Raw genomic sequence first — 24,072 nt, 5'->3', positions numbered from 1 at the left:
CGACGACAGCATCCGTGTGATCGGAAAGATTCGGCGCGGTGTCCGGGTCCAAGGGCTGCTGCGCTACCTGTACGGCCCGGGCACCGACGCTCAACACCACGACCCGCACATCGTGGCCGGTTTCGATGTTCCGGCCGACCTGGAACCAGCCGTGGACCCCGATGGCCGCCGCGACTTTCGCCGTCTGGATTCCCTGCTGACGCAGCCGCCGGCGGTGCTGGGCGAGCGCAACTACCGCAAGCCCGTCTGGCACTGCGCCGTCCGCGCCGCACCCGAGGACCCCATCCTGACCGACGCGCAGTGGGCACAGGTCGCCAACGAGATCATGGAACGGACGGGACTGGCCCGCGATGGTGACATCGATGCGGTGCGCTGGATCGCCGTCCGTCACGCCGACGATCACGTCCACATCGTGGCCACCCTCGCGCGCCCGGACGGCGTCCGTCCGGAGGTGTGGAACGACGGTTACCGGGTCCGGGACGCCTGCCGGGCGATCGAGCAGCGGCTCGGCCTGAGGTCCACGGCCCCGGCAGACCGGACGGCCGCGCGCCGTCCCACCCGCGGCGAGATCGAGAAGGCCGTCCGCCGCGGCCGGCCGGTGCCGTCTCGTACGCTCCTGCACCGCAAGGTCCAGACCGCAGCAGCCGGCGCCCGCACCGAAACCGAGTTCTTCGATCGCCTGCGCGCCGACGGCGTTCTGGTGCGGCAGCGATTCAGTCAGACGACGGCCGATGAAGTGACCGGTTACGCGGTCGCGCTGGCCGACGATGCAAACTCCGGCGGCGAGCCGATCTGGTTCGGCGGCAGCAAGCTGGCCGCTGACCTTACCCTGCCCAAGCTCCGCAGCCGGTGGACGGCCGCGGACGGCTCCGTCCGCGGCCCGTCCGCCGTCCGTCCGCTGGACCAGCACCACCTGTCCGCGCGGACGAGACGGGCCGTGCTGCGGACGACCGTCCGCCGCGCCGCGGACCAAGCCCGGACCACCACCGAGTTCTTCCACCGACTCCACGACGGCGGGCTCCTGGTCAAGCCGTGCTACAGCCAGACCGTCCTCGGCCAGATCACCGGCTACGCAGTCGCCTTCCCCACCGACAACGGCACCGAACCGACCTGGTCTCCCGGCAGCCGCCTAGCCGACGACCTCTCCCTGTCCAAGCTCCAACAACACTGGGCCTCGCCCGCCCAGCACCACGCCCCGACCACCGATCACGACGATCTAACGCCAGAGGAGCGGCAGGGCTTCTATGACGACGCAGCCCGCGCCGCCTCCTACGCCACCGCACAGATCCGCCGCCACCTGGCTACCAACCCGCACGCCGCACAGGACGCCTGCTGGGCTGCCTCCGACGCCCTCCACACTGCGGCCCAAGCCACCGGCAACCGCCACCTCCACCGCGCCGCCGCCACCTACGACCGCGCGGCCCGCGCACCCTACGGTCGCATTCCCCGGCCGACTCCCGCCGGCAACGCCCTGCGCACCACGGCACGGCTCTTGGCACTCACCGGCTCCATCAAGAACCGGACGACCATCTCCACCATGCTGCTCGTCGCCAACCTCATCACCCTGCTGGACACCATCGCCGAACTCCGTCGACTTCAGCACCGTGCAGCGCAGGCCGACGCCGCCCGCAAAGCCGCCACCCAGACCCAGCAAGCCAGGTCCGCTGCGGGCGACCCTGCGGCGCAACCGGGCGGACCGGCAGCCATGGCCTCACAGGCGCGCTTGGCCATGTCCGGTTTTCCGACTCCTTGGGCGCCGCTACACCCGGCTGCCTCAAGCAGACCAGCACCACCGACCCCGTCCCGGCAACGCGCCCCAGGCCAAGGGCGCAGGTAATCGGTCGGTTCTCCGACAGAAGTCTCTTCTCGGCCGTGCTGTTTCGATGGCCCGAGACGACCGGAACTGGCGGGCATGCATTGATCCGGCGGACGTGCCTTACAGCGCCGAAAGGCGGCTCAGTCAGGGAAGCGGTGACGGGTTGCCGCGGTTGTTGGAATGGTCTAGTTTTTCCATGCTTGTCACCCTTCGTAAGTATGGAGGTGAGATGGGGCCGATCGAGGCTGATTTTCAGAAGTTCGAGGAGAGCGAGCGCTGCTTCCGGCAGGCACTGCACTCGATGGAGCAGGTCCTGGCGGACCTGGAGCATCAGCTGAACGTCCATCTGGACGAGTGGGACGGCGACGCCCGGCACACCTATCAGGCCGCCGCCGACTCTTGGCACCGCGCGGCCCGCGAGCTCACCCGCAAGATCGATCACCTGCACCGCCGCATCCAGGTCGCGCACGCCAACTTCCGGGCCGCGCACGCCGCGAACCAGCGGATGTGGACGCCGCTGTGACCGATGTACGGATCGACCCTGCGGTGGTGCAGGAGGCGGCGTCCACTTTCGCCACCGGGCAATGGACGGTCAGCAGCGGCTGGGACGTCCTGGCCTCGACGCTCGCCGGTTGTGACGGAATGGCCGGCCATGCTCCTGACAAGGCCGCGCTGGCGTTCGCGCCGCGCTACAACCAAGCAGTGGCCGCCGCCTGGCGCGGCTTCGGAGCCGCAGTCAGAAGTGTCGGCGGCATTTCGTTGTGCCTGGGCAAGACGGCCGGCAACTATCTCAAGGCCGATCGTCACTCCACCATCACCACGCCTGCCGGGAGCGGTCTTGTCCTGGCTCCAACGCAGCAGTCGGTGCCGTTCTGGCAGGTGGGCCGCCAGGTCGTCACCGACAAGACGATGCCCGCTCCGCCGTCAGTGCTCGGTGGGGCGTCCACGTGGCTGCCCAAACAGCTGGCTGACCTGTGGCCGACCGGCGATTCGGGCAAGTTGCGGAACGCCGCCGCGGCCTGGCGGGACGCCGGTGATCATGTGTCGACCGCCGCCGGAAAGCTCGGAACCGCGATCCACTCGGTCACCGGCGGCAACACCACCGGTGACGCCCGGGCCATCGACGATGTCTGGTCCAGGTTGTACGCGCCGTGCAACGAACGCACGGTGCTGTACACGCTGCCCAGGCTGTGCCACAACGTCGCCGACGCCTGCGGCAAGTACGCCGATGCGATCGATCACGCCCGCAGCAAAGCCGAATGGGAACTGGCTGGCGTGGGTCTGCTCGGAGCAGTCGTCCTGGGTGTCGGCGGAGCCTTGACCCCGGAGACCGGCGGGGCGTCCGACGCCGGTGCTATCACCGTGGACGCCGCCCTCGCCCGCGCCACCCTGGTCCCCATCGCCGGCGCACTCCTGGCGACCGTGGGCGGCCTCGGCGCCGGCGCGCTGGCAGAGCACATCGTCCAGGCCACCGAAGACAGCGCGAGCAACGCACCCCACGTCCAACCGACCGACGCCGAGACACAATCCCTGCAGGGCGCCCTGGAAAAGGAGGTGGGCGCCGGGGGCGGAGAACAGGAGGGCGGATGGGACAACGGGAAGCCGCCCGCTGATGCCTTGGAGAAGGTCCCCGACGAATGGGGCGATGGCAAGCCGAACAAGAAGGGTGTCGGCTATCGCTGGACGGATCCCCAAAATCCTGGGAACGGAATCAGGATAGACGAGGGCGACCCGAGCAACCCGCAGCCTGCTCAACGTGTCGACCATGTCGTCGTTCGCGTCGGCGGAAAGGTTATCGGCAGGGACGGCCAGCCTCTGGAGGGCTCGATCAAGCAGAATTGGGAGCAGGCCCACATTCCGTTGTCGGAGTGGTTGAAATGGGGTAGTTGGAGGTCGCCCTGATGGATGCTAAGGTTGGCGTCGTGGTCGTACGATTCCCTGATATGCGCCGAGAAGTCATCGACGCGCTGCAGGCGCTTTCTGATCCGGACTATCAGCGCCGCGTGTGGGTCGACCGCGTCTACCCGCAGCCTGGCTACTATGACGACCTGACGCACAACATCAACCTGCTCTACGATGACACGTCGGTCGCAGAGGACCCGTACGGGCAGGTCGGCGTCACGCTGGAGAGCGATGAGGAAGCGGCGGTCATGGAACGCCTGGTTGCCGTCCTCGATCCTCTCTTGGATGGTTTCCCCGCTGAACTCGACGATGCCGAAGTGATCTCTCGCCCAGAATGGGCGGAGGTCGTCAAAGCGGCCCAAGATGCGGTCCGAATCATTCAATGAGCGCCTCTCGCTTGCCGTGCATTTCCGGTGAGGTTAAGGGATGGCAGGGTGTCGATATGGGTGACATTCAAGCTTGTTCCTTCTTCATTTTGCGTGGTGAGTTACTTCTTTGGTGTGGCCAAGGAGTTGCGAGACGAACGCGTCATCCTCTGGGTGTGCGCATGGCCTTGGAGAGGTAATTGTCATGGCGAAGGGTGAAGTCTGCTGCACTTGATGGCGTCGCATACTGGGGATGGCGCAGAGTTGCTTGATCGGCGATCGCCCCGTCCACGGCGGCGAAGTGTTCCCGTTGATCCGGAATTGCGATCTGGATGAAGACGAGTGGTTCGACGCGTTCTTCAACACGGCAGCGAGGATCGGTGAGTGGTGGACGACGCGCGAAGCGCGGCGGAGTAGAGGTCCCGTTACAGGTTCTAGCCCCTGCGGGTCGACTTCCAGCACCGTGGTCACTCGGTGAAGCCGGCCTCTGGACCGGGGGAGGGGCGGCCCCAGTGTGGTCAGCGAGACCCAGATCCGGGTGATTGATCGCAAGCGGCCAGTCAACACGCCCAACGCTTAGTGTAGTTGATTGGCGACTCTGTGTGATGCATCGTTCTTGTCACTGACCTTGGTTGACGGCGGTTCGATCCGTCGACCACTGGCCGACGGGGGAGCGATGGGAACGCTGGTAGCGGTCGAGCAGAGAGAACTGGCGGTGCGGCGGGAGCGTCTGCTGCGGCTGCACTTCGAACTCAAGCGACTGGGCGCGTCCACGAGGGTGCGCCGGCCGCGCAACGGACGATGGCGGTTGCGAGTCCGCCGGGACGGCTGGTCGGAGACCGTCATGTGTGCGGGCGCCGACGGCGCGTACGCCTACGTCACGGCGCACGGGCGGCTGCTCGGCACGGCCGGCGAGGTCCGGTACGTCGCCAGGCTGCTGATCTGGATGGTGGAGCGGCGGCAGCGATGACCACCTTCAGACAACGCCGCCTTCCCGAACGCCACCGGCCCGCGCCGCAAGAGCCGTCGACGAGCTTCACGGATGGACCGGCGGAAGCAGGGGCGAGAGATCGAGCGGTCCTGGTCGTGGGGGCTGTAGTGGCTCCGCTCATCATGGCGCTTGCCGTGCTCGGTGGCGTCGGCTCTTTCACCACCGTGCGGCAGATGGCCGAGCCGCACTTCAAGGGGCTGGCGTGGATCGTTCCGGTTGGCATGGATCTGGGGATCTTGATCTTGCTGGCCTGGGATCTGCTGATGGAGTACCTGGACTTGCCGTGGCCTGTGCTGCGCTGGGTCGCCTGGGCCTATATCGGTGGCACCGTGCTGGTGAACGTGTCCGCCGCTCGTGGTCAGCTGGCCGGCAGCGTGATGTATGCGGCGATGCCAGTGCTGTTCATCACGGTGGTGGAGGGCGTCCGGCATCTGATCCGCCGGTGGGTGGGGCTGGCTTCCGGGCACCGGGTGGAGCGTGTGCCGGCGGCTCGGTGGGTCTTGGCGCCGGTCTCGAGTCTGCTGCTGTGGCGGCGGATGGTTCTGTGGCACGTCACCGCCTACCGGGACGGACTGAAGCTGGAGTACCGGCATCTGCTGGCGGTGTCGCGGCTGCAGGAGGAGTACGGGCGGTGGGCGTGGCGGTGGGAGGCGCCGCTGGCCGACCGGCTCTCGCTGCGCCGGCTGCCAGCCGGCCTCGAAGCAGATGGCCGGCTCGTCGACGGTTCGTCTGCAACTGCTGAGCAGTCCACTGGTGAGGAGGGCGAGGATGAGCTGTTGGCGGTCGCGCGGCGGATCCAGCGGCAGGCGCGGCGGCAAGGGGTCCGGTTCACCCGGGACTACCTCGGTGACCAGCTGCGGGATCTGGGATATCCGATCGCCAACACGCGGCTGCGCAAGCTTCTGGCCGCGCTTCGCGACGACTCGGCCCAGGGTGGCCGGGCATGAGCGGGACGTCCTCAGCGCGGCACCAGGAAGCGGGCCGCGAGGAGCAGCGGCAGCGTCAGCTCGACTTCTTGGACGGGGTCGCCGAGTATGGCGTGTCTGGCCTGCTGGAGGGGCGGCTGGGATGGGTGCAGTGGCTTGAACAGGCGAGTCGGCACGGACGCTACGGGTTCACCAACACGCTGCTCATCCCAGCGCAACGGCCTGCGGCGACGGACGTGCGTTCCTACGACGACTGGCTGGAGCGGGGCCGGCAGGTTCGGCGCGGGGAGATCGGCATCCGCATCCTTTCCCGCTCGGGCAAGCCAAGACCGGTCTTCGACATCGGGCAGACCGACGGCGCCGCACTCGAGAAATTCACGCCCGTCTCGACGTCCGAGGGCCTGGCAAGGCTGGCGCGGCTGATCGCCGACCTCGGTCTCTACCTGGACCGCGGACAGGGCTGGACTTACCTGGGAGATCCCGACCGACGGCTATCGATCGCTCCCGAGCTGGAAGACCTGGCGGCGGCCACCCTCCTCGCCCACCAGCTCGCACACGTCCTCGACGCCCGGGGACGACCGGATGCGTCGAACCTGGACCAGGACGCATGCCACGGGGCCAGGCGCGCTTTCGCCGACTCGGTCGCCTTCCTGGTGCTGGCAGAGGTCGGACTGCCCACGGATCACCTGTCCTTCTCCGCGCCGCGCAGCTGGGCGGGGACCGACGAGCGCGCCAACGCGGCGGCAGCCGTCCGCCTGGTGGGGGAGCAGGTGGTCCGCACGGCATCCGGGTTGCGGTACCGGCTCAGCAAGCTGCAACCGGTCGATTCGGCCGCTTCCCTCCCGCAGGACAACGTCCCGGCTGGCGAGCAGGTCCAGCACATGCCCTCGGTGAGACCATCCGCGTCCGAGAAGAGCCCGGCAACGGAAATTCCGGCAGCACAAGCGTCCCGCGAAGAGTTGCTTGCGGCCATCGAGGACGCGCATCGCTTCTTCGTCGAAAACCTCGCCGGGAGCTGGGGTACCTCCTACCTGGCTGGCCGTGGCTTCACTGCGGACGTCCAGGCACGGTGGCAGGTCGGGCACGCGGTCCGGGCACGTCAAGCACTCGTCCAGCACCTCCGGCAGCGCGGCCACAGCGACGAGGCGATCATGGCCGCCGGTCTGGGCAAGCCCGGAGCCGACGGTGACCTGACCGACCTCTTCCGCGACCGTGTCCTGCTGCCCTTCCGCAATGACGACGGCGCGGTCGTCGGATTCGTCGGCCGACGCCAGGACAGCCTCACGGGGCCCAAGTATCTCAACACTCCGGACACGGTCCTGTTCCACAAGCATGAGGTGCTCTTCGGCCTGCGCGAGAGCAGCGACCGGCTCGCCCGGGGCATTCGTCCGCTCATGGTCGAAGGCCCGCTGGACGCGATCGCGGTCAACACCGTCATGCCAGAGACCTATGCCGCCGTCGCCACCTGCGGAACGGCCATCAGCGCAGCCCATCTGGAGGCACTCAGCCGCTACACCGACCTCGGCACCTCCGGCCTCGTCATCGCACTCGACGGCGACCCTGCTGGACGAGTCGGTGCCATCCGCGCCTGGCGCCACCTGAACGCGGTCACCGGGCCGGTCGAGACCGTCCGGCTGCCCACCGACCGAGACCCCGCCGACCTACTCGGAAACCTGGCACCTGCAGATGTCCAGGCGGCGTTATGGTCCGCCTTTCCGCTGGCTGACCTGGTGATCGATGAGAAGCTGGAACGGTTCGGAGGAACGCTGGAGTTCGCCGAGAACCGGCTGGCCGCCGTTCGGGCTGCTGCGACCGTCATCGCCGGCCTGCCGCCGGACCAGGCCGCCAGACAGGTCGCGCGCATCGCGTCCCGCACCCGTGTGGAGACAACAGAAGTCACGGCCGCCGTGGCCTCAGCGATCACTCCGGACCCGGCCACGGACCTGGCAGCGGCAGCGGACGATTTCTGGTCACCGCCCGATCTTCAGGCTCAGCCGCCTTCCCGCGAGACACGAGTAGCGACACCGCCGTCACGAACGCCTCGCACCAAGTAACCAAAGCCCTCCTCAAGGAGAAGTGACATGACCAACCAGCACCCCGACCCGATCACCGAAGGGTTCTCGCACAGCGGCGAGCGCGTGATCCAGGTCATCGCGATGGCGACCGCCCTCAAACAGGGCTACGCACGCCGCGCGGCTCGGTTACAGGCCGCCGAACTCGCCCAGAACGCGGCAGCCGAGCGAGCCGAATCCGCAGCCCAGCAAGCAGCCTTCGCCGAGGCCCGCTCGGGGTGGGTACGAGCCCACGACCGCAAATGGCTCCAGAACGCCGGGCTGCTGCACGTGGCCGAAGCATGGGGAGCCGCCGTCCCTCATGCCGCAGACAGCACCTCAGCGGCCGGGGCCATGCGCAAATGCGAGAAGCGGCTACGCGACCTGCACCCGCACGCGATGAACCACTACGACCGAGCCCGCACCGACGGCATGGAACCTCTCGACGCGATGCGCAAGGCCGCCCCCTTCTTCGCACGCGACCCCAACGTCCGCACCGGGGAGCCCGCGGCTGCACGGCCCGCACTCGTCGAAGGCAGCGGCGCGGAATGGGCCGCGACGATCTACGGTCCGCACCGCAGCGACTGGGAGAACGCCCGCCAGGAGCAACGCGCACACCACATCGCCGGCCAACTCCGCGACCGCCTCCACCAGCCCAGCCCAGATGAACTGCGAACAGCCCTGGACACCGCCACCAACCTGCCGAACGAAGTGATCGCCAAGGCCACCGCACCCGCCCCATGCGTTCAAGGAACGCAGGCACGGCTGGCCGCCGAAGGCTTCCCCTTCACCATCGACCAAGCCCTCGAGATCAGCGCGAAGCAACCCTCCGAGACGCCGGCCGCACGCAAGAGCACCGTCCAAACACCCGACCGGAACAGGCGCCGCAACCTCTGACGACGAGAAGAGGCATCACGTGTCCAACGGAATCCTGGAAGGCTGGATCTGGGGACTGACCATCATCACCGTCTTCATGGCCCTCGCCGTCCTGCCGACCTTCATCGCCCTCGTCCGCGGCGCGGACGAGATCCTGCTCATCATGCTGGTCAACGCCCTGTGCTGCGCCACCGTCATCGGCTGGCCCATCGCGCTGATCATGGCCATCAAGTGGCCCCGCAAGCACCCACGTCCCGGCCGTGCATCCCATACCTACCGTCCCCCGCCGCCGCACGAACGCCACGACACCCGGACAGCGATGCGAGGTCCGTATGGCTGACGGCGGCGGACGACCCGGCCGTACTCCGGAGCACTGAGGTCTTTCCAACTTCAGTGGGCGTGATGGTGCAGGGTGAGGATCGCCTGGACGATGGCGGTCAGGCGGCTCGGTGAGCAGCGGGCCTTGCGCAGGATGCGCCAGGCCTTGAGTGTGGCGGCGCCCTGCTCGCCGAGTGCCCGGACCTGGGCGTGGTGCCGGTTGAACAGCTTCTTGCGTTTGCCGAGTCGGTGGCGCTTTCGGCGCTTGTGGGGCGTCGCGATCGCGCCGCCCGCGCCGACGTATCCCTTGTCGGCGTAGCAGGCGATCGCGCGGCTGGTGAGCGCGTCGATGATGCCGTGCACGCGGGCGGCGGTGAGATCGTGCGTCGAGCCGGGCAGCACCGGCGACGCCCAGATCAGCCGGCCGTGCGGGTCGGTCAGGAACTGGATGTTCACCCCGTGCCGGTGGTGTTTGCCGCTGTAGTACAGCCGGTCGCCCGCCCCCGACAGCCGGTCGATGGGGGCCAGGGTGCCGTCCAGGATGACGTAGGCCTTGTGTGCCGCGATCCGCATTGCCTCGCGCAGGTCGGGTGCCCGCTCGGCGAGCAGCGCGATGACCTCGGTGACGTAGCGGTGCGCGGTCGCCAGGCCGACACCGAACGCGGCGGCCAGACGGGCGAAGGTCTCGTTGCAGCGCAGGTGCACCAGCACCAGCAGCGCTTGGCGGCCGGGGTTCAATGCACGCCAGCGTGGGCCGATCCGGTCGCGGTGGCCGGCGATCAGCTCGGCCACGAAGGCACCGGTAGCGGGCGACAGATCCAGCGCAGCACGGTAGAACAACACCAGAGGCTCCTGGCAGGGCGGTTGTTTTGGTCGACTTCGCTCCTACCAGGGGCCTCGCCGCGTCACCGCCCACCTCAGCCCACCGCAACCACCTTGTGACCAGCACGATCAAGCTGGAAAAGGCTCACTGAACGTCGACACGCTCTTCCCATTCTCTCAGGTAACGCTGGCACACACCGCGGCGGTCCTGCACCAGCAGCACCGAGCCGAGCTCGAAGTCATCGGCATTTCCCAGGCCGCCTGAACACGGAGACGACCATGGATCATCCCTCTCCCACCGGACCACGAGAGACCTCCCTCGTCCGCAGCGCGCTGGTCACGACAGGAATCGCCTGCGGGTCGCTCGCCGCGGGCACGGCGCTCATGTGGCTGATCGTCACCGGCGGCCGTCTTCTGGTCCACTTCGTACAGGGCTACTGGCCGTGGTTGGTGGGCGTGCTGTCCCTTGTGATCGTCATCGCGGGTGCGGTCAGGGTGCTCAACGAACTCGCCGAATATGAGGCCCGTCAACGGGAGGAGCGGCTGGAGGGCCCTCGCCAGGTTCGAGCGCGTCGACGTGATGACCGGCACCGACTTCGAGGAATTGATCGCCGAGCTCCTCCGCCGCGACGGATTCCAGGCCGTCGAGGTCATCGGCCGAAGCGGCGACAGGGGAGTGGACATCACCGCACGCACCCCCGACGGCCGCAAGATCGCCGTCCAATGCAAGCGCCAGGCCAAGAACGTGCCCGGCGACCGCATCCGCAACCTCATCGGAGCCGTCCACAGCACTTACCTGGGGCACCACGGAGTCCTGGTCACCAATGCCGGCTACACCGCGCAGGCACAATCGGAAGGCCACGGCAGGATCGCGATGGTCGGCCGCCAGGAACTCGGCTCCTGGATGGCCGGAACACCGCTCAAGGTGTGACGGCCGAAGAGCCTGGAGAACTCCTGCGCAGCACCGGACGGTTTCTGAGAGCTGGGTCAGCCGACGGGGTAGACCTTCGCCCGTCTGGCCGCCGCGTTCGGTGTCGGCCTGGCGACCGCGCACCGCTACGTCACCGAGGTCATCGCGCTGCTCGCCGAGCGGGCACCCGACCTGCGCGAGGCGATGCGAATCGCGGCACGCAAGGCCTACGTCATCCTGGACGGCACCCTGGCCCCCATCGACCGGCTGTCGGGGGCGGGCGACCGGCTGTACTACAGCGGCAAACACCACCGGCACGGGGTGAACATCCAGTTCTTGACCGACCCGCACGGCCGGCTGGTCGTCCATGCGCTGGCGCCCGAGCGGGCCGGGTGCGCGCCGCTCGGCGGTGTAGGGGGTCGTAGTGCAGGTAGACCTGCGGGATCAGCGCTGGAGTGTCGGGACCGAGCTGGTCGTAGCGGTCGGCGTAGGCGCGAAGGATTCGGCGTTCGGCGTTGTTGTCGCCGAGCGAGCGGTACAGGCTGCGGAAGATGTCGTCGGCGTGCTCGCCGGTCATACCCTGGCGGTCGGCCCACCAACCGGTCAGATCGGCCCAGGTCAGCCCGTGCGCGGCCAGGGCCCGGTCGTAGACCAGGCAGTTGCGGACGATGCGCAGGTCGTTGTTGACGGCGTCGTCGAGCACGATCTCGGGCTTGGGGCCGATGGCGGCGAAGATGAGGTTCTTCAGCGCCCCGGATACCCCTGATCCGATGGGGCGGTGGTCGAAGATGAGCACGACGAAGCGACCGCCGCGGCAACCGCTGGATAGCCATATCCGCCCGATCCTTCCCGAGTTCCGCGGCGGCCCCCTCATCGCAGCCTCCTGCAGGCCGTCGGATCGGAAACCGCCCGGCTTTCACTCTCGCCCGGCAAAGAGACGGACCTCAGGCCGCGAGGCCGGCCTTCACCTGGCGGGTCACGTCGTCGGCGAGGATTTCGCTGGCCGCGGTGGCGATGCCGTCGAGGGCGAGCGCGGCCACGATCGCCGGGTCGGTCTTCTGCTCGGCCGGGATGTGGGCGGCCATGTCGGTGTCCATGTAGGCCACGTGCAGGGCGGAGACGGCGATGCCGTGCGGGGTGAGCTCGTCGCGTACGGCGTTGGTGAGCGCCCAGGCGGCGGCCTTGGCGGCGCTGTAGGCGCCGGTCCCGCCCGGGTGCAGCCAGGAGAGCACGGAGAGCACGTTCAGGATCGCGCCGCCGCCGTTCGCCTCGATGAGCGGGGCGAAGGCGCGGGTCACGCCGAGCGTGCCGAAGTAGTGCGTCTCCATCTCCAGGCGGATCCGGTCGAGGTCGCCGTGGACCAGGGACTGGCCGGTGCTGGAGCCGGCGTTGTTGATCAGCAGAGTGACGTCGGGGGCCGTGTTGGCGGCTCGCTGGACCGAGGCCGGATCGGTGACGTCGAGCTGCAGCGGGACAGCGCCCGGGAGGTCGACGGCGGACGGGTTGCGGGCGCCGGCGTACACCTTGGCGCCGCGCTCGAGCAGTTGTGCGGCGAGGACGCGGCCGAGGCCGCGGTTGGCGCCGGTGACGAGGGCTACGGAGGTCGTGAGGTCCATGCCCGTTAGATTACGTACGTCATCTAAATCGTGCAAGGTAATAGATGACACGCACCATCTATGCTTGGCGGTATGGGACGGGTCTCGCAGGCGCAGGCGCGGGAGAACCGGAAGCGGATCGTCGAGACGGCGGCCCGGCTGTTCCGGGAGCGGGGCGTGGCCGGGGTCAGCGTGGCTGACGTGATGGCCGAGGTGGGGCTCACCCACGGCGGCTTCTACAGGCAGTTCGCCTCGAAGGACGCGCTGGTCGCCGAGGCGGTGGGGCAGGCGTTCGGCGAGGCCGGAAAGCGCTTGGCGGCGGCGAGCCGGGAGGACTTCGTCCGGGGCTACCTGTCCGCGGAACACCGTGACCGGCGCGGCGAGGGCTGCCCCGCGGCCGGTTTCGGGGGCGATCTCTCGCACGATGACCAGAGGACCGCTGTCGACGCCTACGCCGAAGGTGTTGATCTTTATGCCCGGGAACTGGGCAGCCTCGCGGACGTGGCCACGCTCGTGGGTGCCCTCGTGCTCGCCCGCGCGACCGCTGGCACGGAGATCTCCGATCGCGTGCTCGAGGCCGCCCGCCGGGCGCTGACCGGCGGCGGCTGAACTGCTCCTCGAGGATGCCGAGCGCCTCCTGGACCATTGGTGAGGTCGGCCGGCTCGAAGCCCTCCTGTGCCCCGTCCGGCTGAACGGTCGCGAGCACCGCGCCGGCCATGGTGCCCGGGATGACCTGATACTTGACGTCGCCCGGCGATTCGCCGTCGCGTTCGGCGAGCGCGGCCGCCATCTGTCGATCGTGGACACCACCTGGGGCATCGCACGGGCGCGCAACTCGGGGGCCGTCTGGTAGATCCGCTGGCGGCGGAGCTCGTATCGGCTCGTCCCCGCCGGTGGCGTCCGCCTTCGTGATGCAGGCGTGCACGAACTCATCACCCACCTCGCCTCCTGGAACCGTCCGCCCGGACGGCGCTGAAACCGGCCCCGGCGCATGTCCACGCAACCTCCGGCGAACAACCACATCAGCTGATCTCCGAAAACCTCTGGTGACCGAAGTAGATATTCGCTACGAGGTCGGGTACTGTTCCTGTCATCGAAGAGGAACAAGTCCACCAGACGCGGCAGATGACGAACTGCCCGGACAGATGGATGACGCGGGCCGGGCGTGCCGGGGTCAACGCAGTGCAAGGGACTCCGGCAGCGGGCCGCGTGCCCGGCGGCCAACGGGCCGCCGGCAGTACGAAGGCAAGTGGCAAGAACGCAGGAAACGCAGGTAGGGAAGACACGGAAGGAGGGTCTCGGCACCATCGGGATCGCCCGTCGCAGGCTCCAGTCATGCCGCGCGGGTACCGCAGCCCACAGATTGGACGGTGGTTCTACGGTCACGCATCCGCGATCCCGGCGCCTCCGCCTTTGGCGGTCGGCGTCGACAAGGACCGGCCACAGCGCCGGATAGATGGTGTTGTACCTCATGGCCCCGGCGCCGCCCTTTGGCGCCGGGGCCCGTCGTTTTCCCAGACGCATCCGGGAACGTCCACCCCGACGACAGTACGGAAGGTTTTGTGAGAGCACCTCAGCCGGTTCGAACCGGCCCCCACTCAGCACACCGTGACCCGCGCCTCGACCGGCCCGCTGCGGTGCCAGGGGATTCCGGTACCGAGCTGGACGCCAAGCTGGACGATGAGGACTACCCGGCCTACAGCATGGGCCGGGCCGCCGAGATCCTCGGCGTCACCCCGGGATTCCTGCGCGGCCTGGACGCCGCCAAACTGTTCGTCCCGCAACGCTCGGCCGGCGGCCACCGCCGCTACTCCCGCTACCAGCTGCGCCTGGCCCACCGCGCCCGCGACCTGGTCGACCAGGGAACCCCCCTGGAGGCGGCCTGCCGCATCATCATCCTTCAAGACCAACTCGCCGAAGCCCAGCGCATCAACACCCAACTCCAACAACGCATCGACCACGACCCCGATCAGGATCCCGGACGGGGCTGATCCGCCCATGGCCACCGCAGACGACGCCGATGACGCCGCGCTGCCGGCGCACGTCCCCCAGCAGCGCGGCACGCCCCAGGTCGGTATTCCGGTCGGCGCGGCCGTGACAAGTGGGAGCCCTGAGGCGGTGTCCCCTGAGGCCATCGAGGCGAAGGTCACCTCATTGCTGGCCGGCCTTCGCCTTCCGCCGGCGGCCGCGGGGCGGCTGGTGGTGGCCGTCTGGGAAGCGGTCACCAACGCCATGGTGCACGGCCGGACCCCAGCGCCCGCCGTGGGCATCCACCTGTCGCCGGCGGGCGACGAGGTTATCGCGACGGTGACTGACCACGGGCCCGGTTTCGACCCCGGCGAGGTGTCAGACCCGCTGGCGCCCCCGCGTCGGCTGCGTCCCGGCGGTCGGGGCCTGTTGCTCATCAGCCGCTATACCGACAGCGTCGACTACTTCTTCCCACTCCACGGCGGGACCGTCGTCACCCTGCACGCCGGCATCCCCGCCTAGCCACGGTCTGTCCCCACCGGCTCCGGGAGCCTGCTCATACCTTGGGGATTGGGGCCGCCCGGCGAGGATGTGGTTCTTGGACCTGCAGGCCCCGGGGGACCGAAGTCGTTGGACCCGATCGCCGGGCCCGCACCATTGACCGACTTTGAGACAGTCCCTCTAGCTGTACTCGGCCGTCAGGCTGGTGACACGCCGGGGCTGGTGGAAGGGCGGCGCCCGACAGCCGTCAGAACAGATGGCCGCGCTGGACCGGCTGGCGGCGCTGAGCCCAAAGATCGCCGCGGCCGGCCCACATGAAGCGAGGCGTCTCCGACACCCCCGGACGCCATCCAGGAGAACGAACTACTCCAGCGCCTGTGTGCCGACTCCATGGAACGCCTCGCGGAAGCCACGCGCGCCGGGCTGGTGATCGACGACCCGTGGCACGGCCTGGTCCACTACGTCCAACAGTGCGCACGATTCGGGTTCGGCGCTCTGGCCCCGCTGGCCGGAACAGTCGAGGTCACACCCCAGATGCGGCAGGCCGGCGAACAGGCCCAGCACCTGGTCGACAAACTGATCGCCCGAGTCCGCAACGCCGGAGTCCTCCGCATCGACGTGGCCTCCATGGACATCTTCCTGCTCATCAGACAGTTCAGCCGCCCCGCTCCGGGCCCGTCCGCACCCGGAGAAGAAGAGATGCGGTCCCGCCTGCTGGCGATCGCGCTGGACGGCCTCAAAGCCCACAACACCGAGCCACTGCCGGGCGAACCACCCGACCCCCGGCACTACCGGGCCCTCTGGAACACCCGATGACGGTCGACGAACACCGATGGGCCGCTGATCAGGCCGGGATGTGCTGGTCTCCCCGGGCTCGGGTCTGAGCGAGCCGGTAAGAGTCGGTGCCGGTCTCAAGGATGTTGCCGCCGAAGGTGAGCCGGTCGACGATCCCCGCGCAAAGCCGCGGGTCGGTGAACGTCTTGGTCCAGCCGCCGAAGCTTTCGTTGGAGGCGATGGCCACCGATGCCTTCTCCTCCCGCTCGGTCAGAATCTGGAACACCAACTCGGCACCGCGGCGATCCAGCTCCATATAACCCAGCTCATCGATGCAGAGAAGATCGACGCGGCCGTAGCGGGCGATGGTCTTGGTCAGCACCTTGTCGTCGGCGGCCTCCACCAGCTCGTTCACCAGCTTGGTGGCCAGGGTGTACTTGACCCGGCAACCCTTCATCGCGGCCTCGGTGCCCAGCGCGATCAGCAGATGCGACTTGCCGGTGCCGCTGTCGCCGATGAGACACAGCGGCTGGCTCTTCTTCACCCACTCGCAGGTTGCGAGGGTGTGGATGATCGCGCGTATAAAGGCCACGCCTCCGGTAATGGGGTGCCGGTAAGGAGCGTGTCATGAGCCACAAAGCGCGTTTCGCGTTGACAGCTCTAGACATAATCCGAACAATCTTGACGCGACCAGAATGCACCGGCCCCCAAGCCTGGGGCAGTGTTCCAGCGCTCCTTCGCCCTCGACTTGGCGGGATGAACGACTTGACCAACGCGACCTGGAGCCGCGAGCGCATCGCGGCGCTCGGGCCCACCACCGACGTCCTCACGGCCGCGTCCGTCCTGGGTATCGGCTCATGGACCGTCTACGACCTCATCCGCCGCGACGCCTGGGGACAGCACCCGCGTACTGCGTCTGGGCCGCAGGATCAGAATTCCAACACAGGACCCTGATCCGCCTGCTGTATGAGGTGGGAGTCCACGAGTCGGCCGTGGATCACGTCGAGGCTGCCTTCTGACGTCACTACCTGGATGCTGTGCGGACTGCGCCTGCCCGGGTGCGCGGGGCCGACGGTGAAGCGGCGGCCCTGACTGAGCGGGGGTCCCAATGACGATCACGGCAGATCTTCACTGGGGAAGCGTGTGGCGTGGTCAGCTTAGGCGTCGGGCTGCGGCAGCCTGCGCAGCGGTGCGGATACAGGCTCATGAGAGTAGGGCTGAGCGGCGCGGTGCGCATGTCGTGCGAACGCGTTCAGGCCGTGCTGGAGTTGCGCACGTTCAACGGCAGTCAGGTGCTCCAGTACGGCTTGTATGTCGCTATTGCGTCTCTGGTGCAGTTCGTTGAGCAGGTCCGCCCCGTCCGGGGTGAGGTGGAGGGCGATCTGCCGGCGGTCGGCGAGGGCCGGTGCGCGCTTCAGCAGGGAGGCGCTCTCCAGGCGGTCGCACAGGCGGCTAGCGGAGGAGGGCAGGGTGTGAAGTTCCTCGGCGAGTTCTCCGAGGGTGATGCCGGGGAGGTCGGCGACGACCTCCATGGCGTCCAGTTGGACCGGTGACAGGTGCCCGGCTACGGTGCGGCGGGCGCGATGCCAGACCGCCAGCAGGGCACGAGTGGCTTCTTCGAGGGGCGAAATGCCGGGTGTGCTGCTGAACATGGCGACGAGGGCACCGACCCTCCTGCATATGAACGGTCACGATCTGTAGCTTGGGTCGACCGTTCCCGGCGCAGAGAGTCTTATGCGTGACGAACTCGGCAGCGGGGGCCGGGCCTGGTCCCGCTACTTGGCGGCGCTGGTGTGCTCGACGGGATCCTGTGCGGTCCTCGCTTGGTCGTGGAGAACCGTCCGACGGGAACTTCTCCAGGTCGGACCGGTGCCAGGGTTAGGCGTCCGAACGGTCCGGCCGTATACATTTGTCGGATAGCAACTATTATCGGCGCATCGATGGTCGTCCAGGGCGAGGTGGCCCCAGGAGTGTTGGAGTAGCTGATGACGCGGTGGCGCGAGATGCCGGTGGCAGCCGTGCCGCCGTCTCCCGGTACGCTCGGCGCCCTCGACGACGCTTCGAACAGCGCGCCTGGCCTGGGGATCCTGGAGATCCTGCTGGTGGAGGACGATCCAGCGGACGCGCTGCTGGTTGAGGACATTCTTGCCGAGACCGGGCTGCAGACGTCGCTGCGGTGGGTGCGCTCCCTCCGCGAGGCGCATGAGCCGCTGACGGCAGGGCCAAGGCTCGATTGCGTGCTGCTGGACCTCCATCTGGGGGAGGCGCAGGGACTCCAGGTACTGCGGCAGGTGCTGGAGTGGGCGCCCGGCACGGCGGTCGTCGTGCTGACCGGCCTCGCGGAATCACAGGCCGGGATGGCCGCGGTTGCCGCCGGCGCGCAGGACTATCTGTCCAAGGCGCAGCTGGAGCCCGAGGGCCTTGGGCGAGCCGTCCGGTACGCCGTCCAGCGCCGGCAGGTGCAGCACGCGGTCGCTGCGCTGCAGGCTGAGCAGCTGCGCGCCGAGGAGAACGCCCGCCTTCAACGGGGACTTCTGCCGAGCCCGCGGGTCACCAACCCGGACCTGCAGGTGGTGACGCGGTACCGGCCGGGCCGGGTGCACTCGCTGCTCGGCGGCGACTTCTATGACGTGGTGGAGACCGACGACGGCCTTGTCCACGCGGTCATCGGGGACGTATCCGGACACGATCCGGCGGCTGCGGCATTGGGAGTGAGCCTGCGGGTCGCGTGGCGGTCGTTCGTGCTAGCCGGGGTGCGCGGGGCGCGGCTTCCCGCGATGTTGGAGGAGTTGCTCGTCGCCGAGCAGGGCGGCACGGAGATGTTCGTCACCCTCACCACCGTGACACTGTTCCCGGACCATCCGATCGCCCGGGTGGTCCGGGCGGGCCATCCGGGTTTCCTGCTGCACGGCCATGGCCAGGTCCGGTTGCTGGAACCGCCCGGCGGTCTCGGCGTGGGGATGGTCCCCGGGATGGAGACCTGGCAGGAGCACCAGCTGGAGATACCGGCCGGAACGTCGTTGGTGATGTTCACCGACGGCCTCTTCGAAGTGCAGACAGGCTCGGACGGGCGCCACCTGGACATGGAGGGCCTGCTCCACCTCGCCCAACGCCACCGGGACCGTCCGGCGGAGGAGTTCGTCGACGCGTTGATCCTCGACGTCGAACAGGCCTCACTCGAGCACGGCGGCCTGGCCGACGACGTCGCCGTCATTCGTCTGGGATGGACCGATACGTGACCGTTTCACCCCCGCAGGCGTCGGCCGACGAGCCCACCGACGCCGCCGATCCCGCCGCGGCCGCAGGAGGCGCGGCGCGTCTCCTGCGGCCGGCCCCGCTGCGGCGCGGCCTGACTGTCCGGTCCTGGTTCACGCTGGCCGCGGTGCTGATCGGCGTGCTGACCGTCACTGCCGCTGTGGTCGTCCACGGGCAACTCGGCCATACGGCCCGGGCCTCCGACCGGCTGGTGGACACCATCACGCCCGCGCAGGTCGAGGCGGGCCGGATGCAGATGGCGACGCTCAACCAGGAGACCGGGGTGCGCGGCTACGCCCTGGCCGGCGACCGGCGGTTCCTGCAGCCCTACACCGACGGGCTGGCCACCGAACAGCAGTCCATGGCGCGGCTCCGGCGCCTGCTGGCCGGCGAGCCCGCACTCCGGGCGGACCTGGCGGACGTCCAGCGGGCGATCGGGGCGTGGCGCCGTGACTACGGCACAGTGGTCATCTCCCAGGTCGCCGAGCACGGTCCCGGAGCGGACGCGACGGTCACCGCCGCGCGCGGCAAGCCCGCGTTCGACGCGGTCCGCGCCCGCTGGGCGGCGCAGAACCGGCACCTGGCGCAGGCGCGCGCCGGTGGCCGCGCCGAACTGCGCGACACCCGTACCGCCCGGAACTGGACGCTGGCCGCCCTGTTCGCGGCGTTGCTGACCGTCGGGATGCTGCTGGTGGTGCTGCTGCACTACGCCGTGGGGCGGCCGCTGCGGATGCTGCGGCTGGCGTCCCGGCGGGTCGCTGACGGCGACTTCACCCATGTCATCAGCGCGCACGGCCCGGCGGACATCCGCGACGTCGCCCGTGCCGTCGAGGCGATGCGTGACCGGATCAAGCGGGCCCTGGACCAGACCACCGAACGCGAGCAGCTCCTGCAGCGGCAGACCGCCGAACTCGACGCCCAGACGGTGGAGCTGCGCCGTTCCAACGCCGAACTGGAGCAGTTCGCCTATGTCGCCAGCCACGACCTGCAGGAACCGCTCCGCAAGGTCGCCTCGTTCAGCCAGATGCTGGAACGCCGCTACGCCGATCAGCTCGACGACCGCGCCCGCCAGTACATCGGGTTCGCCGTCGACGGCGCCAAACGCATGCAGGTGCTGATCAACGACCTGCTGACCTTCTCCCGCGTCGGACGCCTGCACCAGCAGCAGCAGAAAATCACCTTGCGCGAGCCGCTGGAGCGGGCAATGGCCAACCTCGACGACACCCTCGCCTCCTCCGGCGCCCGCATCGAGGTGCCCGACGACCTCCCGCAGGTCACCGGCGATCCCGCACTGCTGACGATGCTGTGGCAGAACCTCGTCGGCAATGCCGTGAAGTTCCGCACCCCCGACCGCGACCCGATCGTGCGCATCACCTGCGAGCGGGAGGACGGTCAGTGGCATCTGACCCGTCACCGACAACGGGATCGGCATTCCGGCCGAGTATCAGGAGAAAATCTTCGTCATCTTCCAGCGGCTGCACGGCCGAGACGCCTACAGCGGCACCGGCATCGGTCTAGCCCTGTGCAAGAAGATCGTCGAGTATCACGGCGGCCGGATCTGGCTCGACCCCGAGCACCCCGACGGCGCCCGCTTCCACTTCACCTTCCCCGCCCCCGACCCGACCGACACCGACCCGACCGACACCGACCCGACAGAGACTGACGAAGCTACTGAGGAGGCCATCGCCGGCCGCCCGGATGACCCGTCCGCACCACCCGGCACCGGTACCTCCGGTACCGCCTCGTCCTCTACTGACCTGCAGGGAGCCAGTTCGTGACCGACACCGCCATCCAACCCATTACCGTCCTGCTGGTCGAGGACGACCCCGGCGACGAACTGATGACCCGCGAGGCGTTCGAGGAAAACAAGGTCGGCAACACCCTGCACGTCGTCCGCGACGGCGCCGAGGCTCTGGACTTTCTGTACCGCCGCGGTGAGCACGCCGAGGCGCCGCGCCCGGACCTGGTGCTGCTGGACCTCAACCTGCCTAAGCGCGACGGCCGCGAGGTCCTCCAGGAGATCAAGTCCGAGCCCGACCTCGCGGCCATCCCCGTGGTGGTGCTGACCACCTCCGCCGCCGAGGAGGACATCCTGCGCAGCTACTCGCTGCACGCCAACGCCTACGTCACCAAGCCCGTCGACTTCGACCAGTTCATCAACGCCATCCGGCAGATCGATGACTTCTTCGTCACCGTCGTCCGGCTCCCCGCCCGGCGCTGACATCACACACTCCCCATGACCCGGATGACGAGCGAAGACAACCAGGCGACCGTGGCCCCACCCTGTCCTTACGGCAGCTTCGGCGGCATGACCGACCCCGCTGCGGCTCTTGAGGAACGAAGGCCCGCGCCGCAGCAGGTTCCGCTGCCCGGCGAAGCTCAGCCCCGCGCCTCCGAAGACTTCTGAGTTTCCGCTGGGTGCGCTGGTGAGGAGCTGTCGGTGGCCGACTGCTTCCAGTCCAGGCACAGCGCCACCGCGTCGTCGGCGAGGTCCTGCCCGCCGAGATGCTCCATGAGTTCGGCGATGACCGCCAGGGGCACCTCGGCAGCGTCCAGCATGCGGCTCTGCCTGGCGACGCGCTCCAGCGCCGTGGTCCCGAAGGCGCCGCCGGACGCGGTGGGTGCGGTGTAGAGTCCGTCGCTCACGATGATCAGGCGGTCACCGGCCTCGATCTTGAACTGCTGGATCTGGTACCGGGTGTCGGCGAACATCCCCAGCGGCATCTGATGTTCGAGTTCGATCGGGATCATCGTCGCGCCGCGCATCAGCAAGATGCGGGGCGATCCGGCGTCGACGGCGGAGACGACACCGTCGGCCAGGTTCACCCTCAGAACCAGGGTTTCGGTGAACTCCGCGCCGCGGTAGCGGGCGTAGACCAGGTCACTGGAGAGAGCGGCCTGCTCGGCGACGTCGGCGCCCGAACGGCGGGCGTTGCGCAGCGCGCCGACGGCGAGTGAGGTCAGCAGCGCCGCCTGGATGCCCGCCCCGGACCCGTTGGTGACGGTCAGCGCCAAGTGGTCGCGCTCGGTCGACCAGTCGAAGTTGTCCCCGCCGATCGAGTAGGCAGGCTCCAGGTGTCCGGCCAGGCTGAACTCCTCGCCCGCGCAGCCATGCCCGGGCAGGAGTTGCCACTGGATCTCGGCGGCGAGGGTGAGGCGGCGCAGGCGGCGGACCCGCTCGTAGCGGTCGGTGTGGTTCCAGGCGACCTTCAGGGCGCAGCCGGTGATCTCCGCTATCTCGATCAGGTCGGGGAGGAAGGCTTCGGGCTGGCGGCCACCGACGGTCACCGCGAGCACGCCCAACCTCTCCCCGCGGGCGGTGATCGGCACACTGACCTCACACTCATCGGGGGCGGCGTTCACGCCGGCGATGGGATTGAGGGTGGGCGTGCGGGACACGAATGCGCGTCCGACCAAGGTCCCCGCCATTCGCACGGGGCCCGCCTGGTCCTGGCCGTCGAGCGGAACCAGGACGTTGAGGTGGTAGTCCGCGAGCAGGAGCCGGACGGCGGAGACCGCGGGCAGGCACCTCCTGAGCACCTCGTCCACGGCCTCGGGCAGAGAGTGCGCGGGTGTGCGGCGCAGACAGTCCTCCACCTGTTGGAGCCGCGACGCGCGCGTCATCGGCGGCAATCCGGTGTCACGTCGGCCGGACCTGGTGAGAACTCGATACCGCGGCCCAACAGCACCCCAGCCTGCCCCGCACGCGGCGAACGACAGCAAGGGCGGCGGTCTTGATGAACTTCGGCGGCTGGATCGCAAGCGGCAACGTGCGGGCTGTCGGCGGAGGTGTTCGTCCTGGCCGGCCAGGACACTCCATCCCCGGTTTCCGAGACTGAGTCGGCTCGCCCAATGGGCAGCGCCCGGCAGAGCTGCTTGAGCCGGTACGCCCCGATGGTCGGCGCCAGGCCGGTCCCTCTTTGACGCTGCATGGGCGGCGGCTCCTCTACCAGGTTTGGCGCCGGTGCCGACAGCACCCTGGCCACGGCCGCGGAGCGGTTGTCGGCCGCCGATATGATTCCCTGCATCACGATTACGCTGACCTGCAGGTCGCCTTGAACATACCTGCAGAAACGCCAAGCCTGGAACTAATGGGAACTCTTGGCCTGATCCGGCTCTGCCGACGCGCCGGGGCGAACTCGGGATCGCAGACGCGAGCACGTCAGTGGCCCCCGCTGCGGGCGCACGCGCTTCTCAATCGGGCAGCGTCAGGATCGCGCTGTCGAAATCGGGCCAGCGCCACTCGAACGGGTCAGGCAGCTCGAAGATGATCGGCGCGGAGGGGACCGATGCAGGCTCGTCCGGTACCGGGGCGGCCTCATCGGGATCGGGGGCGCAGGGAAGAACAGGCTCGTCGTCGGGGGAGCGGCGGCAAGCCGCAACTCCCATGCCTTCCAGGCCGCCTCGTGGTCGCCGTTGGGTCCTGCGCCTTCCTCATCGACGCGGCGGCGGATGTACCAGCGCTCGTGGCTGCGGCGCGAGTAGTGCTTGACCGCCTCGCACGTGGTCGTCCCGTCGTCGCGCATCCAGATCACCACGTTGTCGGCGGCCATCTGGCCGGTCAACGTCTCGTCGTCGGTGGTGACGGTGACCCACCCGCCGACCGTGAAGGGGGCGGGCTCGTACAGCGTGCGTGTCCGGGACGGGTGGAACCCTGCGGTGATGTGGCGGACGGTGCGTTCGGCCGCTTCCCCGCCGAGCACTGGATGCACTCGCGCACCACGAACCCGATTGAGTCGACTTTCGCGCCGTCCGGCTGCGGACCAAAGTCACCCGGGGCGCCGGCAGCGCGGCCGCCGCTCTGGCCGTGATCTTCAAGCTCGTCGAGTCCGCCCAGCAGCGGTGGCGGACCGTGAACGCAATCCACCTCCTCGCCCTGGTCCGTGCCGGAGCCGCTTCGAGCGCGGTCGCCTCGTCGAACGCTCCGCGAGCCACGCGGCCTGAACGACCGCAACTGATCCGCAGGGCCATGCCCCCCTGCCCCCTCAGCCCGGCAGCAGG

Annotated in this window: 26 protein-coding genes and 3 pseudogenes; 23 read left to right on the top strand and 6 right to left on the bottom strand. The window is 68.8% G+C overall.

Features of this window, described 5'->3' with window-relative positions; genetic code table 11:
• Window positions 1-16 precede the first annotated feature (16 nt).
• The 9 genes from ABD296_RS08400 (at window position 17) to ABD296_RS08360 (ending at window position 9,267) form a co-directional block, all read left to right on the top strand.
• Complete coding sequence (locus ABD296_RS08400; RefSeq protein ID WP_344263298.1) at window positions 17-1,837, top strand: relaxase/mobilization nuclease domain-containing protein; 1,821 nt, start codon at window positions 17-19, stop codon at window positions 1,835-1,837.
• 208 nt (window positions 1,838-2,045) lie between these two features.
• Window positions 2,046-2,339, top strand: coding sequence for a WXG100 family type VII secretion target (locus ABD296_RS08395; RefSeq protein WP_344263296.1), 294 nt, complete (start codon window positions 2,046-2,048; stop codon window positions 2,337-2,339).
• Window positions 2,336-3,718 (top strand): WXG100-like domain-containing protein, encoded by a 1,383-nt coding sequence (locus tag ABD296_RS08390; RefSeq protein WP_344263294.1) that lies wholly within the window; start codon window positions 2,336-2,338, stop codon window positions 3,716-3,718. The genes ABD296_RS08395 and ABD296_RS08390 overlap by 4 nt, the downstream gene beginning before the upstream one ends.
• Window positions 3,703-4,104: an SCO4402 family protein gene (locus tag ABD296_RS08385; RefSeq protein WP_344263292.1), complete on the top strand. Its 402-nt coding sequence runs from the start codon at window positions 3,703-3,705 to the stop codon at window positions 4,102-4,104. The genes ABD296_RS08390 and ABD296_RS08385 overlap by 16 nt, the downstream gene beginning before the upstream one ends.
• A gap of 655 nt (window positions 4,105-4,759) precedes the next feature.
• A complete protein-coding gene (locus ABD296_RS08380; RefSeq protein ID WP_344263290.1) occupies window positions 4,760-5,053 on the top strand; it encodes a hypothetical protein in 294 nt (97 codons plus the stop codon).
• Complete coding sequence (locus tag ABD296_RS08375) at window positions 5,050-6,021, top strand: DUF2637 domain-containing protein (protein WP_344263288.1); 972 nt, start codon at window positions 5,050-5,052, stop codon at window positions 6,019-6,021. The genes ABD296_RS08380 and ABD296_RS08375 overlap by 4 nt, the downstream gene beginning before the upstream one ends.
• The gene (locus tag ABD296_RS08370) at window positions 6,018-8,054 is read left to right on the top strand and encodes a toprim domain-containing protein (protein ID WP_344263287.1); all 2,037 of its coding nucleotides are present in this window, start codon (window positions 6,018-6,020) and stop codon (window positions 8,052-8,054) included. The genes ABD296_RS08375 and ABD296_RS08370 overlap by 4 nt, the downstream gene beginning before the upstream one ends.
• A 27-nt stretch (window positions 8,055-8,081) precedes the next feature.
• The gene (locus ABD296_RS08365; RefSeq protein ID WP_344263285.1) at window positions 8,082-8,948 is read left to right on the top strand and encodes a hypothetical protein; all 867 of its coding nucleotides are present in this window, start codon (window positions 8,082-8,084) and stop codon (window positions 8,946-8,948) included.
• A 19-nt stretch (window positions 8,949-8,967) separates the two neighbouring features.
• Complete coding sequence (locus tag ABD296_RS08360) at window positions 8,968-9,267, top strand: superinfection immunity protein (RefSeq protein WP_344263283.1); 300 nt, start codon at window positions 8,968-8,970, stop codon at window positions 9,265-9,267.
• Between the two features lie 50 nt (window positions 9,268-9,317).
• Here the strand turns inward: ABD296_RS08360 and ABD296_RS08355 are convergent, their stop codons facing one another.
• Complete coding sequence (locus ABD296_RS08355; RefSeq protein ID WP_344263281.1) at window positions 9,318-10,088, bottom strand: transposase family protein; 771 nt, start codon at window positions 10,086-10,088, stop codon at window positions 9,318-9,320.
• Between the two features lie 559 nt (window positions 10,089-10,647).
• Here ABD296_RS08355 and ABD296_RS08350 point away from each other — a divergent pair.
• From ABD296_RS08350 to ABD296_RS08340, 3 genes and pseudogenes are all read left to right on the top strand, one after another.
• Window positions 10,648-10,998, top strand: coding sequence for a restriction endonuclease (locus ABD296_RS08350; RefSeq protein ID WP_344263279.1), 351 nt, complete (start codon window positions 10,648-10,650; stop codon window positions 10,996-10,998).
• Window positions 10,999-11,070: 72 nt separating this feature from the next.
• A pseudogene (locus ABD296_RS08345) lies at window positions 11,071-11,340 on the top strand (transposase family protein); the annotation flags it as partial.
• Window positions 11,341-11,401: 61 nt separating this feature from the next.
• On the top strand, window positions 11,402-11,743 hold the full coding sequence (locus tag ABD296_RS08340) for a hypothetical protein (RefSeq protein ID WP_344263277.1): 342 nt from the start codon (window positions 11,402-11,404) through the stop codon (window positions 11,741-11,743).
• 178 nt (window positions 11,744-11,921) lie between these two features.
• On the opposite strand, the gene ABD296_RS08335 is transcribed toward ABD296_RS08340, so the two are convergent.
• The gene (locus tag ABD296_RS08335; RefSeq protein WP_344263275.1) at window positions 11,922-12,593 is read right to left on the bottom strand and encodes an SDR family oxidoreductase; all 672 of its coding nucleotides are present in this window, start codon (window positions 12,591-12,593) and stop codon (window positions 11,922-11,924) included.
• Window positions 12,594-12,665: 72 nt separating this feature from the next.
• Between ABD296_RS08335 and ABD296_RS08330 the strand changes: the two genes are divergently transcribed.
• The 5 genes from ABD296_RS08330 to ABD296_RS08310 all read left to right on the top strand — a co-directional run bounded on the left by ABD296_RS08330 (window position 12,666) and on the right by ABD296_RS08310 (window position 15,858).
• Window positions 12,666-13,181, top strand: a complete 516-nt coding sequence (locus tag ABD296_RS08330) for a TetR/AcrR family transcriptional regulator (RefSeq protein ID WP_344263273.1) — start codon at window positions 12,666-12,668, stop codon at window positions 13,179-13,181.
• A 14-nt stretch (window positions 13,182-13,195) separates the two neighbouring features.
• A complete protein-coding gene (locus ABD296_RS08325) occupies window positions 13,196-13,426 on the top strand; it encodes a hypothetical protein (protein WP_344263270.1) in 231 nt (76 codons plus the stop codon).
• Between the two features lie 850 nt (window positions 13,427-14,276).
• The gene (locus ABD296_RS08320) at window positions 14,277-14,564 is read left to right on the top strand and encodes a helix-turn-helix domain-containing protein (protein WP_344263454.1); all 288 of its coding nucleotides are present in this window, start codon (window positions 14,277-14,279) and stop codon (window positions 14,562-14,564) included.
• Between the two features lie 7 nt (window positions 14,565-14,571).
• The gene (locus ABD296_RS08315) at window positions 14,572-15,063 is read left to right on the top strand and encodes an ATP-binding protein (RefSeq protein ID WP_344263267.1); all 492 of its coding nucleotides are present in this window, start codon (window positions 14,572-14,574) and stop codon (window positions 15,061-15,063) included.
• A 369-nt stretch (window positions 15,064-15,432) separates the two neighbouring features.
• Window positions 15,433-15,858, top strand: a complete 426-nt coding sequence (locus ABD296_RS08310) for an SbtR family transcriptional regulator (RefSeq protein WP_344263264.1) — start codon at window positions 15,433-15,435, stop codon at window positions 15,856-15,858.
• Between the two features lie 28 nt (window positions 15,859-15,886).
• Here the strand turns inward: ABD296_RS08310 and ABD296_RS08305 are convergent, their stop codons facing one another.
• On the bottom strand, window positions 15,887-16,408 hold the full coding sequence (locus tag ABD296_RS08305) for an ATP-binding protein (protein ID WP_344263261.1): 522 nt from the start codon (window positions 16,406-16,408) through the stop codon (window positions 15,887-15,889).
• A gap of 164 nt (window positions 16,409-16,572) precedes the next feature.
• Between ABD296_RS08305 and ABD296_RS08300 the strand changes: the two genes are divergently transcribed.
• Window positions 16,573-16,770: a hypothetical protein gene (locus ABD296_RS08300; RefSeq protein ID WP_344263258.1), complete on the top strand. Its 198-nt coding sequence runs from the start codon at window positions 16,573-16,575 to the stop codon at window positions 16,768-16,770.
• Between the two features lie 203 nt (window positions 16,771-16,973).
• On the opposite strand, the gene ABD296_RS08295 is transcribed toward ABD296_RS08300, so the two are convergent.
• A complete protein-coding gene (locus ABD296_RS08295) occupies window positions 16,974-17,468 on the bottom strand; it encodes a MarR family winged helix-turn-helix transcriptional regulator (protein ID WP_344263255.1) in 495 nt (164 codons plus the stop codon).
• 333 nt (window positions 17,469-17,801) lie between these two features.
• Between ABD296_RS08295 and ABD296_RS08290 the strand changes: the two genes are divergently transcribed.
• The 4 genes and pseudogenes from ABD296_RS08290 (at window position 17,802) to ABD296_RS08280 (ending at window position 21,292) form a co-directional block, all read left to right on the top strand.
• A complete protein-coding gene (locus tag ABD296_RS08290; protein ID WP_344263253.1) occupies window positions 17,802-19,055 on the top strand; it encodes a PP2C family protein-serine/threonine phosphatase in 1,254 nt (417 codons plus the stop codon).
• A pseudogene (locus tag ABD296_RS08285) lies at window positions 19,040-20,158 on the top strand (sensor histidine kinase); the annotation flags it as partial. The gene ABD296_RS08290 and the pseudogene ABD296_RS08285, both read left to right, overlap by 16 nt.
• A gap of 337 nt (window positions 20,159-20,495) precedes the next feature.
• Window positions 20,496-20,849 (top strand): sensor histidine kinase, encoded by a 354-nt coding sequence (locus ABD296_RS50525; RefSeq protein ID WP_407061451.1) that lies wholly within the window; start codon window positions 20,496-20,498, stop codon window positions 20,847-20,849.
• Entirely contained in the window at window positions 20,846-21,292 is a 447-nt protein-coding gene (locus ABD296_RS08280) for a response regulator (RefSeq protein WP_344263249.1), read from the top strand. The genes ABD296_RS50525 and ABD296_RS08280 overlap by 4 nt, the downstream gene beginning before the upstream one ends.
• A 158-nt stretch (window positions 21,293-21,450) precedes the next feature.
• On the opposite strand, the gene ABD296_RS08275 is transcribed toward ABD296_RS08280, so the two are convergent.
• Both ABD296_RS08275 and ABD296_RS08270 read right to left on the bottom strand, forming a co-directional pair.
• Window positions 21,451-22,695 carry a PP2C family protein-serine/threonine phosphatase gene (locus ABD296_RS08275; RefSeq protein WP_344263247.1) on the bottom strand — a complete coding sequence of 415 codons (1,245 nt, stop codon included), beginning with the start codon at window positions 22,693-22,695 and terminating at the stop codon, window positions 21,451-21,453.
• Between the two features lie 584 nt (window positions 22,696-23,279).
• On the bottom strand, window positions 23,280-23,783 hold the full coding sequence (locus ABD296_RS08270; protein ID WP_344263458.1) for a hypothetical protein: 504 nt from the start codon (window positions 23,781-23,783) through the stop codon (window positions 23,280-23,282).
• Here ABD296_RS08270 and ABD296_RS08265 point away from each other — a divergent pair.
• Window positions 23,751-24,015: pseudogene (locus tag ABD296_RS08265) on the top strand (IS256 family transposase); the annotation flags it as partial. The gene ABD296_RS08270 and the pseudogene ABD296_RS08265 sit on opposite strands and share 33 nt — an antisense overlap.
• Between the last annotated feature and the right edge of the window lie 57 nt (window positions 24,016-24,072).

Source organism: Actinomadura napierensis, assembly GCF_039529375.1.
Classification (GTDB): Bacteria; Actinomycetota; Actinomycetes; order Streptosporangiales; family Streptosporangiaceae; genus Spirillospora; species Spirillospora napierensis.
Note: the sequence above shows the minus strand (reverse complement) of the source record. Positions and strands in the feature narration are given on the sequence as shown.

Coding starts and splice junctions, on each gene's coding strand:
- ABD296_RS08370 (WP_344263287.1), top strand. CDS start 6,018: ATGAGCGGGACGTCCTCAGCGCGGCACCAGGAAGCGGGCCGCGAGGAG.
- ABD296_RS08295 (WP_344263255.1), bottom strand. CDS start 17,468: ATGTTCAGCAGCACACCCGGCATTTCGCCCCTCGAAGAAGCCACTCGT.
- ABD296_RS08330 (WP_344263273.1), top strand. CDS start 12,666: ATGGGACGGGTCTCGCAGGCGCAGGCGCGGGAGAACCGGAAGCGGATC.
- ABD296_RS08300 (WP_344263258.1), top strand. CDS start 16,573: ATGAACGACTTGACCAACGCGACCTGGAGCCGCGAGCGCATCGCGGCG.
- ABD296_RS08320 (WP_344263454.1), top strand. CDS start 14,277: ATGGGCCGGGCCGCCGAGATCCTCGGCGTCACCCCGGGATTCCTGCGC.
- ABD296_RS08275 (WP_344263247.1), bottom strand. CDS start 22,695: ATGACGCGCGCGTCGCGGCTCCAACAGGTGGAGGACTGTCTGCGCCGC.
- ABD296_RS08365 (WP_344263285.1), top strand. CDS start 8,082: ATGACCAACCAGCACCCCGACCCGATCACCGAAGGGTTCTCGCACAGC.
- ABD296_RS08325 (WP_344263270.1), top strand. CDS start 13,196: ATGCCGAGCGCCTCCTGGACCATTGGTGAGGTCGGCCGGCTCGAAGCC.
- ABD296_RS08350 (WP_344263279.1), top strand. CDS start 10,648: ATGACCGGCACCGACTTCGAGGAATTGATCGCCGAGCTCCTCCGCCGC.
- ABD296_RS08375 (WP_344263288.1), top strand. CDS start 5,050: ATGACCACCTTCAGACAACGCCGCCTTCCCGAACGCCACCGGCCCGCG.
- ABD296_RS08335 (WP_344263275.1), bottom strand. CDS start 12,593: ATGGACCTCACGACCTCCGTAGCCCTCGTCACCGGCGCCAACCGCGGC.
- ABD296_RS08315 (WP_344263267.1), top strand. CDS start 14,572: ATGGCCACCGCAGACGACGCCGATGACGCCGCGCTGCCGGCGCACGTC.
- ABD296_RS08380 (WP_344263290.1), top strand. CDS start 4,760: ATGGGAACGCTGGTAGCGGTCGAGCAGAGAGAACTGGCGGTGCGGCGG.
- ABD296_RS08310 (WP_344263264.1), top strand. CDS start 15,433: ATGGAACGCCTCGCGGAAGCCACGCGCGCCGGGCTGGTGATCGACGAC.
- ABD296_RS08395 (WP_344263296.1), top strand. CDS start 2,046: ATGGGGCCGATCGAGGCTGATTTTCAGAAGTTCGAGGAGAGCGAGCGC.
- ABD296_RS08290 (WP_344263253.1), top strand. CDS start 17,802: ATGACGCGGTGGCGCGAGATGCCGGTGGCAGCCGTGCCGCCGTCTCCC.